At 52.1% G+C, this 14,789-nt stretch carries 12 protein-coding genes; 3 read left to right on the top strand and 9 right to left on the bottom strand.

The genetic code is table 11. The features are described from left to right. Nucleotides 1–337: 337 nt before the first annotated feature. On the bottom strand, nucleotides 338–2,233 hold the full coding sequence (locus MKZ24_RS28270) for a PrkA family serine protein kinase (protein ID WP_042234249.1): 1,896 nt from the start codon (nucleotides 2,231–2,233) through the stop codon (nucleotides 338–340). 170 nt (nucleotides 2,234–2,403) lie between these two features. Between MKZ24_RS28270 and MKZ24_RS28275 the strand changes: the two genes are divergently transcribed. Next, nucleotides 2,404–3,198: a DUF2161 family putative PD-(D/E)XK-type phosphodiesterase gene (locus MKZ24_RS28275; RefSeq protein ID WP_340788965.1), complete on the top strand. Its 795-nt coding sequence runs from the start codon at nucleotides 2,404–2,406 to the stop codon at nucleotides 3,196–3,198. A 442-nt stretch (nucleotides 3,199–3,640) separates the two neighbouring features. Here the strand turns inward: MKZ24_RS28275 and MKZ24_RS28280 are convergent, their stop codons facing one another. The 3 genes from MKZ24_RS28280 to MKZ24_RS28290 all read right to left on the bottom strand — a co-directional run bounded on the left by MKZ24_RS28280 (nucleotide 3,641) and on the right by MKZ24_RS28290 (nucleotide 6,295). Further along, nucleotides 3,641–4,219 (bottom strand): hypothetical protein, encoded by a 579-nt coding sequence (locus MKZ24_RS28280; protein ID WP_197073058.1) that lies wholly within the window; start codon nucleotides 4,217–4,219, stop codon nucleotides 3,641–3,643. A 134-nt stretch (nucleotides 4,220–4,353) separates the two neighbouring features. Next, nucleotides 4,354–5,571, bottom strand: coding sequence for an aminotransferase-like domain-containing protein (locus MKZ24_RS28285; protein ID WP_042234243.1), 1,218 nt, complete (start codon nucleotides 5,569–5,571; stop codon nucleotides 4,354–4,356). Nucleotides 5,572–5,638: 67 nt separating this feature from the next. Beyond that, nucleotides 5,639–6,295, bottom strand: a complete 657-nt coding sequence (locus tag MKZ24_RS28290; RefSeq protein WP_340788969.1) for a response regulator transcription factor — start codon at nucleotides 6,293–6,295, stop codon at nucleotides 5,639–5,641. A gap of 277 nt (nucleotides 6,296–6,572) precedes the next feature. On the opposite strand from MKZ24_RS28290, the gene MKZ24_RS28295 reads away from it, so the two are divergent. Beyond that, nucleotides 6,573–6,980 (top strand): hypothetical protein, encoded by a 408-nt coding sequence (locus MKZ24_RS28295; RefSeq protein WP_042234240.1) that lies wholly within the window; start codon nucleotides 6,573–6,575, stop codon nucleotides 6,978–6,980. Continuing rightward, a complete protein-coding gene (locus tag MKZ24_RS28300; RefSeq protein WP_042234238.1) occupies nucleotides 6,977–8,044 on the top strand; it encodes a phosphodiester glycosidase family protein in 1,068 nt (355 codons plus the stop codon). The genes MKZ24_RS28295 and MKZ24_RS28300 overlap by 4 nt, the downstream gene beginning before the upstream one ends. Nucleotides 8,045–8,453: 409 nt before the next feature. Here the strand turns inward: MKZ24_RS28300 and MKZ24_RS28305 are convergent, their stop codons facing one another. The 5 genes from MKZ24_RS28305 to MKZ24_RS28325 all read right to left on the bottom strand — a co-directional run bounded on the left by MKZ24_RS28305 (nucleotide 8,454) and on the right by MKZ24_RS28325 (nucleotide 14,575). Next, on the bottom strand, nucleotides 8,454–8,708 hold the full coding sequence (locus MKZ24_RS28305) for an AbrB/MazE/SpoVT family DNA-binding domain-containing protein (protein ID WP_039303382.1): 255 nt from the start codon (nucleotides 8,706–8,708) through the stop codon (nucleotides 8,454–8,456). Nucleotides 8,709–8,882: 174 nt separating this feature from the next. After that, complete coding sequence (trmL, locus tag MKZ24_RS28310) at nucleotides 8,883–9,347, bottom strand: tRNA (uridine(34)/cytosine(34)/5-carboxymethylaminomethyluridine(34)-2'-O)-methyltransferase TrmL (RefSeq protein WP_039303379.1); 465 nt, start codon at nucleotides 9,345–9,347, stop codon at nucleotides 8,883–8,885. A 160-nt stretch (nucleotides 9,348–9,507) separates the two neighbouring features. Continuing rightward, complete coding sequence (gene serC, locus MKZ24_RS28315; protein WP_042241976.1) at nucleotides 9,508–10,599, bottom strand: 3-phosphoserine/phosphohydroxythreonine transaminase; 1,092 nt, start codon at nucleotides 10,597–10,599, stop codon at nucleotides 9,508–9,510. 106 nt (nucleotides 10,600–10,705) lie between these two features. Beyond that, the gene (locus tag MKZ24_RS28320; RefSeq protein WP_340788978.1) at nucleotides 10,706–11,590 is read right to left on the bottom strand and encodes a hypothetical protein; all 885 of its coding nucleotides are present in this window, start codon (nucleotides 11,588–11,590) and stop codon (nucleotides 10,706–10,708) included. Between the two features lie 240 nt (nucleotides 11,591–11,830). Then, a complete protein-coding gene (locus MKZ24_RS28325) occupies nucleotides 11,831–14,575 on the bottom strand; it encodes a GH36-type glycosyl hydrolase domain-containing protein (protein ID WP_340788981.1) in 2,745 nt (914 codons plus the stop codon). Between the last annotated feature and the right edge of the window lie 214 nt (nucleotides 14,576–14,789).

A 14,789-nucleotide genomic window follows, 5' to 3' on the forward strand; every position in this document is an offset into this window, starting at 1 on the left:
AGAAAGGTGTCTTAATTATTCGATTTCGGAGGTTCATAGGACATTAATTGGAAAAATGACATCTATTGCTCGGGGTTTCAGCGACTTTGAGTGATCTGAAACTATTTAAGTGCTCTTTTTCCAACTGCTGTTTTAGCAAGGCTCTGTTGTTCATCAGCAAGTGGAGAAAATCCAACTGCTATATTTTAATTCTGGCGCATATTCAAGTGGAAACGGATACCGTCCTTAAGAGGAGGGTATCCGTTTCAGCGAGAAATAGAAGAATAATTTATGGCGAATCTTATATCTTAAAAAAAGGACCGCCAGCAGGCAGTCCATATCCTATTCTCTGATAGCTTTAGCGGTTCAGCAGGCTTCCGACATATTTCAGCAGCTCATTGGCGCAGATCGGGCAGTAATTGTGCTCATCAATCAGGCGGCGGCTGACTTCGTTGATGCGTTTCAGCTGGCTCTCATCCGGCGTTTTGGAGGAGGTGGTGATTTTGACGATATCCTTCAGGTCGGTGAACAGCTTCTTCTCGATCGCTTCCCGCAGCCGGTCATGGTTGTTGTACTCGAACTTCTTGCCTTTGCGGGAGTACGCGGAAATGCGGATCAGGATCTCCTCGCGGAAGGCCTTCTTGGCATTCTCGGAAATGCCGATCTGCTCTTCAATGGAGCGCATCAGCCGCTCATCCGGCTCCATCTCCTCATCCGTGAGCGGGTCGCGGATTTTGGACCAGTTGCAGAAGGCTTCGATATTGTCGAGATAGTTCTCGAACAGTGTTTTGGCGGATTCTTCAAAAGAGTACACAAACGCCTTCTGCACTTCACTCTTGGCGAGAATATCGTATTCCTTGCGGGCAATGGAAATGAAGTTCAGGTAACGTTCGCGTTCCTCCTTCGTGATCGAAGGATGCTGGTCCAGGCCGTCCTTGATCGCCCGCAGCACATCCAGTGCGTTCATGCACTGCAGGTCGCCTTTGATCAAGGCGCTGGAGATACGGTTGATGACATAACGCGGGTCGATACCGGACATCCCTTCATCCAGATACTCAGTCTGCATTTCCTTAAGATCGGCTTCCTTGTAGCCCTCCACCTCTTCGCCGTCGTACATGCGCAGCTTCTTGATCAGGTCCATGCCCTGCTTCTTGCTCTCCTTGAGCCGGGTCAGGATCGAGAAGATCGCCGCCGCACGCAGCGCATGAGGAGCAATATGCACATGCTTCATATCACTCTGTCCGATGAGCTTGGCGTAGATTTTCTCCTCTTCTGAGACCCGCAGATTATAAGGAACCGGCATGACGATCATGCGCGACTGGAGAGCTTCGTTCTTTTTATTGGAGATAAAAGATTTGTACTCGGTCTCATTGGTATGAGCAATAATCATCTCATCCGCCGAGATTAACGCGAAGCGCCCGGCCTTGAAATTGCCCTCCTGGGTCAGCGACAGCAGATTCCAGAGGAATTTCTCATCGCATTTGAGCATTTCCTGGAACTCCATTACCCCGCGGTTAGCCTTGTTGAGCTCACCGTCGAAGCGGTAGGCACGCGGATCGGATTCCGAGCCGAATTCCGTGATGGTCGAGAAGTCAATACTGCCCGTCAGGTCGGCAATATCCTGTGACTTGGGATCGGATGGGCTGAACGTACCAATCCCCACCCGTTCTTCCTCTGACAAAAGCACCCGGACTACCGCAACCTGTTCAATGTCACCGTGATACTCATTCTTCAGCCTCATCTGGCAGGACGGGCAGAGGTTGCCTTCGATGCGTACACCCAGCTCCCGCTCGATCTCCGGCCTCAGCTCCAGCGGAATCAGATGCAATGGATCCTCGTGCATCGGGCAGCCTGCAATGGCATATACCGCACCTGCATCCGTGCGCGAATATTGCTCCAGTCCGCGTTTGAGCAGAGTGACGAGAGTCGATTTCCCTCCACTGACCGGTCCCATCAGCAGCAGGATCCGTTTGCGCACATCCAGCCTCCGGGCGGCGGAATGGAAATATTCCTCCACCAGCTTCTCCACCGCACGGTCCAGCCCAAAGATTTCCTGTTCAAAAAACTTATACCGTTTACGTCCGTTGATGTCCTCGACGCCGTGTGACTTGATCATGTCGTATACGCGGGAATGAGCCGTTTTAGCGGGAGAGGGGTCTTTTCTCAGCAGTTCTATATAGTCCTTGAAAGTGCCGCTCCACGCCAAACGGTCGTTCTCAGCCCGATACGAAGCTATACGCTCAAAAATATCCATGGCTCGCTGCCTCCTCTTGCGCTCCTACTTGCTCCACCAAGCTTAGAAAGTGTATTACATACCTATGCGGCGAGCCCGGAATAGTTGACCTCTTTTTTGCTGTGCTATAATAGAGAATCATGATTTCCCTTAAATAATTACGCTGCATTAAGAGCGCAGGAGTGACTACAATGGCAATCAAACAGGAAACGGAGCTGTATGCTCCTTTGAAGAGTTTTTTTGAGCGGCAGGGCTATGACATCAAGGGTGAGGTGCGGACCTGCGACCTGGTCGGCATCCGGGAAGACGAGGATCTGCCGCTGATTGTGGAGATGAAAAAATCGTTCAACCTCGCCCTGCTGCTGCAGGGGGTGGAGCGGCTGCGCCTTAGCCCGAATGTCTATCTCGCCGTGGAACGCGTACGGGATAAGAAAGGCGCGGTGAACCAGCGCTGGGGCGAGCTCAGCGGGCTCTGCCGCCGACTCGGACTCGGGCTGATCACCGTCGTCTTCTACAAGACGAAGGCCCCGCTCGTCGAGGTGCTCGCGGAGCCGGGCGAGGCGCCGCCGCAGGCCCGCAGCGCCGTACGCCGCCGCGAGCGCTTGCTCTACGAGTTCCGCGAGCGCAGCGGGGACTACAACACCGGCGGCAGCACGCGCGTCAAGCTAGTGACGGCCTACCGCGAGAAGGCGCTGCGCGTGGCCGCCGCGCTGCAGGCCCTGGAGGCCGAAGCCGCTGCTGGCGCGGCCGGCCTCACAGATGGGCGCGCCCCGCTGGGCGGCGCGCCCGACCCAGCCGTGCGCGGCGTGACGCCCGCCGCGCTGCGTAAGCGAAGCGGCGTGCCGGGCGCCGCCGCCTACCTGCAGAAGAACTACTATGCGTGGTTCTTACGGGTCGAACGCGGCCGCTACACGCTCACGGCCGCCGGCACTGCAGCGCTGATCGAATACGCGGCGATCGCGGAGATCAGTGCAGGCAAGCTGTAGGCGGCTTGCCTGCAGGAGGGGGCTATGGATTCTTTGAATCATGTTTGCGGTTAGCACTTCTCGCACGTTCTCTGCGGGTGCTTGGCGGGGTTTGTCATAGCCCCTCTGGACCATTCGCTAGTCAGACGGACTGGAAATCCGCTATTTTCCCAAATCTGTCAGTTTTTCTCGCTAAGTGGACTCAGATTCCGTTATTGAGTCTGCCACAACCCGTTTCAAGTCCAAATGAACAAGTTAGCGGATTCTCAGTCCGATTAAGCCTCAGAATCGGGTTTTTTCGGGAAATAAGGTCTTTTGAGTCCGCTTCACTCTGCTGAGGGTATGCTCATCTGCGCTTCCAACTGTCCAGTGCAACCTTCCTTCTGTATCCTTTGGTCAAATTGCTGCACTCCAGTATGTTCTCTATTACATCATTCCTGCTCATCGGAAACTTACAGGTGTGTTATTTCTGCTGGAGCAGAATCAATGATTGGGCTGTCTGCTCAAAATCCTTCCGGTCAAACATTCTGGCTGAGAAGATTTCAAAATGGGTGTTATCTATTTCACCATACAAATATTCCACCGTACTATCCTCTTCGCTAATCCACTTTCCTTCCAATTGCGGGGACAGCTGCACCTTCTTAACCGTTCTATTTCCGCCCGCGGGCTCCAGCTCCTCCATAGACTCAGTTATCGCCATCCGGATGAAATGAAGGGTCAACCTTTTTCCGTCCACCTTGGCCTCTTCAAAATAATCATCCGGACCGCCGCCAATCTCAGGAATATATACGTTCACCAGGCCGGCTTTTTGCGCCGCTTCCCGGATCTCCTGGAGCTGATTCCGGCTGTAGTGCAGCTTGTTGACCGGTTCCTCACATACAGGAGTATCTAAAGCCGAACGGCCCGTTTCACCAGTGCCAGAGGCTGGTCCTGCGGTTTCAGTGGGTACAGCCGCATCCGGTGGTTGCGGATTACTGCTGCATCCTCCCAGTAGCAATACTGCAATACAAGCTGCCAACCTATATGGTTTGTTTATTTTCATTTTCTTTCAGCTCCGGTTCCTTGGGTTTGAAATACATTCGACACTCAGCCCAAAAAAAGAAGGACAACCGCCCGCCATTCCATGGCAAGCAGTCATCCTTCTTCTATATCATGCTCCGGTTATTCCCGTCACTCTCAGCTCCGCGCCGTAAACTCCGATACCGCTTCACTCATCAGATTCATGCCCAGCAGCAGCTCATCCCGGCCGGGGTGGCTGAAGTTAAGCCGGATCCGGTCCGAGCCTCCGCTTACACTGCAGAGCGGTCCGGGCAGAAAGGCTACGCCTTTAGCCAATGAGACACGCAGCAGTGCCATGGCATCCAGCCCCTCCGGCAGCGACACCCAGAGGAACATCCCGCCAACCGGCATATCATAAACGCTGCTCTTCCAGGCCGGGCGCTTCAGAAGCTCGGCCATCAGCTTCAGGCGGGTGTTGTATTCCCGGTTCAGCAGGGTGATATGCTCCCGCAGATCAAAGGCGCTTACACTAAGCAGATGATGCAGCAGCCGCTGGTTCAGCGAGCTGGACTGCCAGTCCGCCATCTGCTTCGCAGCGGTCATCATCCCGATCAGTTCGCGGCTTCCCGCCGCCCAGCCCGTCCGCAGCGCCGGCGCAACCGTTTTGCTGAATGAACCGATATACAGCACATGCCCGCCCTCGCTGACATTCTCCAGCGCGTAGAGGGAAGGATATCTCAGAGATGGATGCTCATCATAACGCTGGAAATGCAGATCACCGTACGAATCATCCTCAATAATCAGCACGTTATGCGAGGTGCACAGCTCAAGGATTTCCTTGCGCCGTGCAAGGCTCCACAGCACACCGCTCGGATTGGTAAAGCTCGGCGTGGCAAACAGCATTTTGGGCCGGTGCTGGCGGATTCCGCTGCGCAGATGATCGGGCAGCAGGCCGTCCTTATCCCCCTGCACCGGAATGATCACGGCTCCCTGCATCCGTAGCGCCTGCAGAATGCCCGGAGAGGTCGGATTCTCGACCAGCACCCGGTCACCGGGATCTATATAGACTCTGGCCAGCAAATCGATGGCCTGTTGGCTTCCCGTTGTCAGAAGAACTCCGCCTTCGGCCACATTTACCCCTTTGCCTCCCAGCCAATCTCCGGTAAGCCACTCCCGCAGCGGGCCATAGCCCTCGGGATCGCCGTACTGCAGAGCTCCGGCATCTGCTGAAATCACTATCGACGCCGCTTCTGACAATAGCGGCAACGGGAATAATTCCTCCGCCGGCAGCTCTTCCGCCAGTGAGATCAGTGTGCCGCGCCGCGTCTGTTTGCGGATACTCAGCAGTGGTGATGACAACAACGTATGTGCGCGCGCAGAAAATTCATACTTCATACGCTCCCCCCTTTACCCTGGTTAAAGAATATTCCAGCCCGGACGGCATTATGTCGTTATACGGGGATTAGGCGTAGATTTGCTTCGTCTGTCTTGAGAATAGGGCGAATTTCTCGATCGCCTGTGCCCTCGTAGATACTTCCAGCTTAACATAAATCTTGCGTAGATAGTTATCGATCGAGCGGCGGCTGACTTCAATTTCCAGGGCAATCTTATCGTATGTAATCCCTTGCACAATGCGTTCCATAATAAACATCTCTGTCTGTGTCAGCTGCATTACAGCGTCCAGCCCTCTGGAAGAGGTCACCGGACGCAGCCCCTTCTCAATCCATTCAAGCGGAATGGAAAGGAAGCCTTCACGGATTCCACTAATCATCTGCAGCAGCTGATTCGGAGTCGCCGCCTTGGACAGTACTCCGCTGGCTCCAAGCTCAATCAGTGGCTGAAACATTTCTTTATCGTTCTCTTCAGTCATAATTATGAAATGGGAGCTCTGGGAGCTCTGCTTCATCTCTGGCAGAACATCCTCTACCGTTCCCTCCGGCATTTGATAATCACTGAGTACCAGGTCCGGCCCGGTATCCCGCACCATGGAAACGCATTCGCTCCAGGTGGAATACATACCTGCAACCTCCAGCTCGCCCCCTTCTTCCAGAATCAATTTTGTTCCCAACATACTTGTGGGATGACATCCCACGATGACCACCCGCCAGACTTTCATCAATGCCCAGACCTCCTGCTATCTATATAATTTACCAGAATGGAAAGCGCGATAAGCGTTTCCGGTTAACACGCAAGCAAGGAACTATGATGTCTTGTCTGTTCTTCCTACTTTTACCTTGAATACGCCCCTCAGATATTCCAATCTATAGAAATTGTATCGCAGTAGTTTAACTGGATGCAATTACTTTTTCTTGTTTTCACAAGCTCTTTCACTTTTGCGAAAATAGTAAAAGTCTGATAGAATGGGGACTTGAAAAAAAATGGCTTGAGGTGATGAAATGCAACCGCTAGCGGAATCGACCCGGGTACACTCGCGCCGGAGCGCAGAGAGAAGCGGACCTTCCGTAAAATGGTTTCTACTGTTTTGGATTTTGATGATTGCACTCGGCGTTTATGCCGTGTACAGCTACACGAACCATCTGAAAGATCAGGTGCTGAGCGAGCTTGGATCACAAAGCCAGCAGCAGCTTACCGTTTTGAAGACCGATTATGAATCCAAGATCTCCGTCCTGACCGAACAGGTGAAGGAACTGCAGAGTACCGTGCAGACCTTTAATGAATTATTGACCTTCACCAAAGATAACGCCAGCAACAAGACGGACAACAGCAACAAACTGTATACGCAATTAAGCGAGGTCAAGAAACAGCTGGATGCGCTTAAGAAAGAGATGGATCTGCTCAAATGATGACTCCTGTCAAAAGAGTAAACCGCTTCTTCATGCTCCTGACCGCGCCGCTGTTCGGACTGCTGCTCTGCCTGTGGCTGTATCAGCCGCCGCTCAACCTCAAGCTGGATACCGGGCCCTTTATTGCTGTCTCCGGCCCTGTTAGTGAGACCGCTAAGCTTAAGCAGGATCTGGCCGTAGCCAAGAGCTATGCGTCTTACACCATCAATTCGATCAGTGCCAGTGCCCTGCTGTACAAGCAGACCACGAATGCCATGAATGCGCTGGTCAATACGGCGGCAGCCCAGACTTCCCGCCCGGAGCGGATCTACAATAACCGGATTACCTCCCGGCTGGGCATACCTGCCGATGTAATTACCAGTGACAGGATTACCATTGAATTGTACCGGCTGAACCCCGGAAACTATAAAGCATACGCGCTAAAGATCAGGCTGAAAGATCCTGCCGCCATGAAGATGAGTCTGGCCGGTGACGGCACTGGCGCATCCGAGACCACCATGCAGGCCGTGAACCGCTATGGTGCATCCGCCGGCATTAACGCCGGCGGGTTCGCCGATCAGAACGGCAAACGTTATCCGCTGTCTACAACCATTGTCGGCGGCCAGTATTTGTATGGCTTCGAACCCAGCTACAAAGATCTCAGCTTCGTCGGCCTGAATAAGTCCGGGCAGCTGATCGGAGGCAAGTTCAGCAGCCGGGCACAGCTGGATCAGCTGGAGCCCGTTTTTGGCGCCACCTTCGTGCCTGTTCTGCTGAAGAATCACACCAAGACTGTGATCCCGCAGAAATGGCAGATCACGCCGAAGCGCGCACCGCGCACCGTGATCGGCAACTTCAAGGATGATCAGCTGCTCATTCTGGTGGCCGACGGTTATGACGAGAACGGCAATTCCGGGGCTACTCTGGCAGAGCTTCAGGACAAGCTGTATGACCTTGGCGTTATTGATGCCTACAATCTCGATGGAGGCGGTTCTTCCTCGCTGATCTTCCGGGGGAAGGTAATCAATAAGCCTTCTGACGGCAATTTGCGGCGTGTACCGACGAACTTCCTGTTCTTTAAGTAAGCAACTCGAAGTTCGTCAATGCCATAAATCACATTTCCATTTATTTTTGCGGAATGAAAGCGTATAATCAGATTAACGAATAACAGTCACTAACGGAGGTGCACAGCATGTCGTTCTCCCTGACTTTTTGGATCGTGACCCTGGTTTTTCTGCTGTTTCTGGCCGGCATCCTTACTTCTTCCTACAACGACGACAAGACCAAGGGCTTATGAGTCCGCTGAGCGTTTACAAAAAAAGGAGCACCGCACTGATGTGCGGCGCTCTTTTTTCTTGCTGAAACGGCACCGTCCTTGTCAAAGGACGGCAAAGCCGTTTCCATTGGCTTTCAAGAAAAGCTTTTCCAAACAGCAGCCCTGTTACAGGACGCCGTTCAGCGCTTCTCCTATGTAGACAGTAATGCTGTTTAGACTTACGCGTGTCTTGGCAATTGAGTCATTTCCGAAAGGCAGCTTGCACAAATATAACGGTCTTTATATTCGCTTACGCCTTCCATACCTCCGCAAAAGACACACTTAGGACGGTAACGCTCCAGAATGATGTGATCGCCCTGAACCAGAATTTCTACAGGGTCCCCTTCATTCATTGAATACCTTTTACGCAGGGACTTAGGCAGAACAATTCTACCCAGCTGATCTACTTTACGTACAACGCCAGCAGGTTTCATATCTAACTTACACTCTCCTGTTCAACTGATAATAGTAGCTACATAAGGTGAACATAAGAATGAGAACTCTCATTCTTATGTTCACGTTCTATACTACTTATTTCGGCACTAATTAACTATTTCGTTACTAAAATGTCGAATCCTGCTGAAAAAAATAAAAATTAATGTCAACTTTTAGAAAAGTTGCGGGAAATCCATCTGCCGGAGTGCTTCATAAACAATAATCGCTGCAGAATTAGATAAATTAAGCGACCTTACGGCTTCGCTCATCGGCATGCGCATTCTGGTTTCCTTGCCCGCTTCCAGAATATCTGCGGGCAATCCCTTGGTTTCCTTGCCGAACACAAAGAAATCACCATCCTGAAAGGTGAAATCCGTATAACGCTTCTCCGCCTTTGTCGTGGCGTAGAAGAAGCGGCCCTCCTTATACTTCTCAAGTACTTCACTGAAGGAATCATGATACTCAATGGTTACCGCATGCCAATAATCGAGTCCGGCACGTTTCAGTGTTGCATCATCTGTACGGAAACCGAGGGGACGTACGAGATGGAGATGGGTTCCTGTAGCCGCACAGGTGCGGGCAATATTGCCTGTGTTCGCCGGAATTTCCGGTTCTACCAGCACAATGTGTAATGCCATAATTCGGATGCTTCCTCTCTGTAGGGTCCTAAAGACTTACTTGGCCCTGTAATGAATTCTTGATGATGGCTCCAGATACAAGGCGGAGCCCGGAAATCCTGAGCTGCGGGCAAGAAGAAGACCCTCCGCCACCAGGCGGAAGGTCAGGAGCGTTCTTTCATTAACCTTGGGTTTGCTGGAAATGCTTCATGAAATCGACAAGCGCCTTAACGCTCTCATGAGGAACGGCATTATAGATGGAGGCACGCAAGCCGCCCACGCTACGGTGGCCCTTGAGGCCGACAAAGCCTTCCGCTTCAGAAGCTTTGATGAACTGCTTCTCCAGCTCCTCCGATTGCATCCGGAACGTTACATTCATAATGGAACGGCTGCCTTCTTCCGCAACTCCGCGGTAGAAGCCGTCACTGCCGTCGATATAGTCATAGAGGAGACCTGCTTTATCACGGTTCTTGGCTTCGGTACCGGCAAGCCCGCCCTGTTCCTCAATCCATTTTAACACTTCATTAACCATATATACAGAGAAGGATGGCGGCGTATTGTAGAGAGAGTTGTTCTTATAATGTGTATCATACCGCAGAATCGTCGGAATATTCGCAGGAGAACTGGAAATCAGCTCTTCCTTGGCGATCACTACAGTGACGCCTGAAGGTCCGAGATTCTTTTGCGCACCGGCATAGATCAGACCGAATTTGTTGATGTCGAAGGAACGGCTCAGTATGTCACTGGACATATCTGCGATCAGCGGAATAGAACCGGCATCCGGATACTCTGCATATTGTGTCCCTTCAATCGTTTCATTCGATGTAATATGCAGATAAGCGGCATTGTCCGCAGCCTTGATGCTGTCAAGCTCCGGAATCGCCAGGAACTTCTTATCCTCTGAGGATGCGGCAACATGCCCGCCGCCTGTCAGCTTGGCTTCCTTCAGGGCCTTGTCAGCCCAGCTTCCTGTCATGACATAGCTGCCGACCTGGCCTGCAGAGATGAAGTTCATCGGCACCATAGCAAACTGTGTGCTTGCTCCGCCTTGAATGAACATTACCTTGTAGCCTTGTGGATTGCCGAGGAGCGAAAGCAGGCGTTCCTGAGCTTCATTATGCACGGATTCGTATATAGCTCCGCGGTGCGACATCTCCATAATGGACATTCCGCTCTCCCGGAATTCAATAAACTCCGCTTGTGCACGTTCCAATACTGTAAGCGGCAATGCTGCCGGACCGGCATTAAAATTGTATGCTCTCTTGCTCAAAATTGCTCCCACCCTTTCTCTCCTATGAATATGGATATCGCTATGATAGCAGATAACATTAAACAGCAGCAAGTATAATTATTCACATAGGAGGTAAGCTAGACACGCTTCAAGAGGCAAAAAATTGATAGCTGCGCTTCCAACCCTTGCTGTGACGCGGTAAAATGGTGATGTCAATAAAAACTTCGGGAGAAATTACATGTTTTTCACCCCATAGAATGATCCGCTCCGCCGTGAAATCCCCGCTCTCCCGGATTCCGGCACCGCTTGGCTTATGGACGAGCTCCCAATAATAATCAGCCGCCGCGTTCTCCCAGCCCTCCAGCCGACAATAGAACGGACGGTCCGGCTCTTCCTTCCACGTAAGATTGTTACCGGACAGGCTCAGCAAATTGTCCGTATATGAGGACTCCGGTGCTGCAATCCGGAGCATGCCCGGCAGTCTCAGCTCATATTCTCCGCCGACAGCCGCACCGTTGATCCCGACAAAGTTATGAATATATTCCTCTATGCGCAGCGGCTTGTCTCCTACATTCTCAATCTCGTAGGTAATATCCAGCCGGTCCTCATTCAGCGTTATCGTCTTAATCAGCCGCATACTATAACCCCGGCACTCCATCGGCTGGACGGTGTAAGTGACCGAATGCCTGCTGAGCTCTTCATGAATGATGAAGGGAACGAGGGGATACTTCCCGAAAAAATCGTATGCTTCATCGCTCTGCTTCTGCAGCAGCCCGACCCCAGGCTTCGGGAACCACTCCCCGGCAGCTGCTTCCTCATAGCCGATTGCCCGGGAAATGGCGAACTCATTGCACAGGCCTATACCTCCGCTGCCCTGTCCCGGAACCAGACTCTCCGGCACACAAAAGGAATGTCCCCCCTGCTCCAGAGTCACTCCTGTAATAAATCCGCTCCAATCAAACCGGGTGCCGCTATATGCTCCCGGCTCTGCGATCTCCACTGTAAGTATTCCGTTTGATAGAATATGTGCCATTTAATGCCCTTCCTTTCCACTTTCTATGTTTGGCCTATGATCGATCTATGCTTGACCTATGGATTCTAAGCTTACCCGTTACGGCTGTGATTACACAAGCTTCCGGCTGCTATTTCTGCGGTTATCCTGAAGTTACACTCTTATGAGCAGCTACTGCACCATATATAGGGCATCTCATATGAAAACGCCCGCTCCCGGCGGACCGGCAGAGCAGGCGTCTTAAATTCCTATCTTCCGGCGTTACGCCAGTTCAACCTCAAGCAGATGGATTTGGCCTTCAGGGAGGGCACTCAGCAGACTACGTAAGATCATAGCCCCTTCTGAGACGCGCTGAAGCGTTACCTCAGCCCCGTTTAGCTTCACGGCATGTATTTGGTACTCTCCGTATTCAACGCTTCCTGAAGCCGTATAGACGACTTTCAGCTCACGTCCGGCAAAAATAGTTTTGATAGAAGCGCGGCCTTCGGCATCAAACTGTTCTTTAACCAGCTTCGGCTGCAGCAGCAGATCGCCCAGCCTGCCTTTGACACCAAATACCTCTGTGACCATCGTCAGCAGCATCCAGCTTGCCGAACCGGTCAGATACGTATACATCCCTCTACCCTGCTCATTGATATATTCCGGGATACCCGGGTACATCCGGCTGACTTCAAAGTTCGCGCTCAGGCTGTACAGCGAATCGAGTACCTTGCGTCCTTCTTTAACAAATCCGCGTTTATACAGCGCATTCCCATACATTACAGTCATATGGCTGAACATGGCTCCATTCTCTTTGTGGCCAAAAGCGAAGCCGAAGGCACGGCCTAGATTTTGCTGAATACCGCCGAAGTTGCTGTTCAGACGGTAGCCGATTTTGTCATCGAACAGATTGCGTTCCACTGCCGAGACAATGCTTGAAATCTGCTCCGGTGCAGCAGCATGACCCAGCAGCGGGAAGACCTGCCCCGTCAGCGTCATGCGGGTACCTTCAGCGAACTCACCCTCCACACGTTCCCCGTCGTTATTGTAATAGCCGTTGAACCAGCCGTCGCCATGCCCGCTTTCTACCCATTCATTGCGGCGCAGGTGATCGAAGATCCATTCTGCTTTGCGGGCCAGATCCGCTGCAACCTGTTCCAGCTTCAGCTGGACACGGATTCCGCTAACCTTATTCGGTGCTGCGCCATAGTAGCGGTCCAGCAGCCCGTGTTTGGCAGGAATAGATTCATAATTAACGGATTCGCCAAGCGAATCCAGCAGCAGCGTCATTTCTTCCGCAAGCTCCAGGGTATCTCCTCCGGTACGTTCCTTAAGCGTGATCAGCAGCCGGGAGAGATCCAGCAGATTGCTGGCATAGAAGGCTGTGAAGGTTACACTCTCCCCCCGCTGAGCAGCCATATCCAGCCCGTCATTCCAGTCAGCGCCTTCAAGCAGAATATTGTTATGCTCACCCACATTGAAGAATGGAACCAGATTCTGCAGCAGGATATGCTCCAGAATGGTGCCTGTATACACTTCACCTGCTGAAGTCTGCAGGCTGCTGCCGGCTCCAGGCTCCCATGACGTATCGCGTTCCCTGCAGCGGCTCATGAAGGAATCCCGGAAATAGGTCTGCTCCTGCAGCAGGAAGTCGAGATCACCGCTCTGATCGAGGTACAGCATCGTAGTGAGGAATGGCCATGCGCCGTGATCCATCCAGACGCGGGGAATATTATTACGGTCTGCTATGAATTCACCAGGCTGCTGCCCGATGATCGTTGCATTACTGCCGTCGATTCTGACACCGGCATAATTGTTCAGCAGCAGGCTACGCACATCAGCAGGCTCCATGATCAGCAGAGCGAGACAGTCCTGCCAGAGATCACGCCAGCCGCGGCCGCCTCTTCCATAGTCATGATAAGGCAGGAAGGAGTTACCGTACAGTCTGCGCAGCACGGGCTGCAGAGTAACCCATTTCATCCATTCATCAGCAGCATGATCTCCCGTATGGAATTCTACGGTATTCACTTTTTCCGCCCAGAAGGTCTTACTCTCCTCCAATAATGTATCAAAAGCCTCGGTTGAGCCGTACTTGGCCATCAAAGCCGGCACGCCGATTCTGTCATTCTCTATCGCAAGTACAACTACATAGGAATGGCTCTGTCCCGGAGCAAGTGTAACCTCTGCAAAACGCAGTCCGCCAAGCGCTTCATACCCTTCCTTGTGTATTCCGCCCCCTTCACCTATCTCCGGAGCCAGATTGCGCACCACCGCTTCCGGCCAGTCCAGACTTCCGCCTTCACCGATGAATTCCTCCTGCACCGGGAAGAAGCCAACCGGCTGTGCTCCGCCTTCCGCAGCACCAAACACACCGTAAGAGGTATGATTTACACGGTGCCCGCGTTCGTCGAAGGAAAGTGCTGGCTGTACCTCCACACCGTAAGCGGAAGTATAAGTCCGGTTCAGCAGCGAAGTAACATGACGGTGATCCCGCAGATCATCTGCAGAACGCGCATACAGCGGAATGGCTGCCGTCGGAGTCAGCGTGAGCTCCTTCGTGCCGCTGTTTGTCAGCACAACCTTCATCAGCTCTACTTTGTCATTGCCGCAGGGTACGAAGCTCGTGATCTGTGCTCCTAACCCCAGCTCCTTATTGTTGCGGGACACTTTATGCCATAACAGCCCGGCTTCCAGCAGAGATTCGTCAGCACCCTCGCCATATACCGCAGCATTCTGCCGGGCGGAGTCTCCCGTAGCTGACCATGCGCCTTGTCCTTCGATATATACCCAGAAATTGCGGGAAGCGCGGGAATTATGCAGATCCTCCACGGAGAGCGGCGGAGTAAGGAATGTATTATGACCTGAAGTCACCTGACCATGCAGCTTCGGGCTGACCGAGGACATCATGCCCCCCTCATTCACCAGCGGAAAATATAAAAAACTGCTCCGGTCCGGCTGCTCCAATCTGAAATCCCCATTATTGCCGGTGAAGCTCCAGCCTGATTTTATCTTGTGATCGTGATTCACTGTATTCATCCTCTCTATAATACAAAGATAGATTGCATTTTTAATCACACTTTCCGAAATCGGTTTCGTTTTTCATTATTGCATCGTTATAAATCTTTGTAAAGGTTTTTTTCATGTTCTTTGATGTGCAAAATAGTTACCATAAAAGCTGATATCACAGCCTTTTATGTGTATTTCATCAATTACGAAACCACTTTCGTTATCAGACTTATAT

Source organism: Paenibacillus sp. FSL R7-0297 (genome assembly GCF_038009025.1).
Taxonomy (GTDB): domain Bacteria; phylum Bacillota; class Bacilli; order Paenibacillales; family Paenibacillaceae; genus Paenibacillus_AQ.

Coding starts and splice junctions, on each gene's coding strand:
- trmL (WP_039303379.1), bottom strand. CDS start 9,347: ATGGCATTACACATTGTGCTGGTAGAACCGGAAATTCCGGCGAACACA.
- MKZ24_RS28280 (WP_197073058.1), bottom strand. CDS start 4,219: ATGAAAATAAACAAACCATATAGGTTGGCAGCTTGTATTGCAGTATTG.
- MKZ24_RS28275 (WP_340788965.1), top strand. CDS start 2,404: ATGGCAATCAAACAGGAAACGGAGCTGTATGCTCCTTTGAAGAGTTTT.
- MKZ24_RS28295 (WP_042234240.1), top strand. CDS start 6,573: ATGCAACCGCTAGCGGAATCGACCCGGGTACACTCGCGCCGGAGCGCA.
- MKZ24_RS28305 (WP_039303382.1), bottom strand. CDS start 8,708: ATGAAACCTGCTGGCGTTGTACGTAAAGTAGATCAGCTGGGTAGAATT.
- MKZ24_RS28300 (WP_042234238.1), top strand. CDS start 6,977: ATGATGACTCCTGTCAAAAGAGTAAACCGCTTCTTCATGCTCCTGACC.
- MKZ24_RS28285 (WP_042234243.1), bottom strand. CDS start 5,571: ATGAAGTATGAATTTTCTGCGCGCGCACATACGTTGTTGTCATCACCA.
- MKZ24_RS28270 (WP_042234249.1), bottom strand. CDS start 2,233: ATGGATATTTTTGAGCGTATAGCTTCGTATCGGGCTGAGAACGACCGT.
- MKZ24_RS28320 (WP_340788978.1), bottom strand. CDS start 11,590: ATGGCACATATTCTATCAAACGGAATACTTACAGTGGAGATCGCAGAG.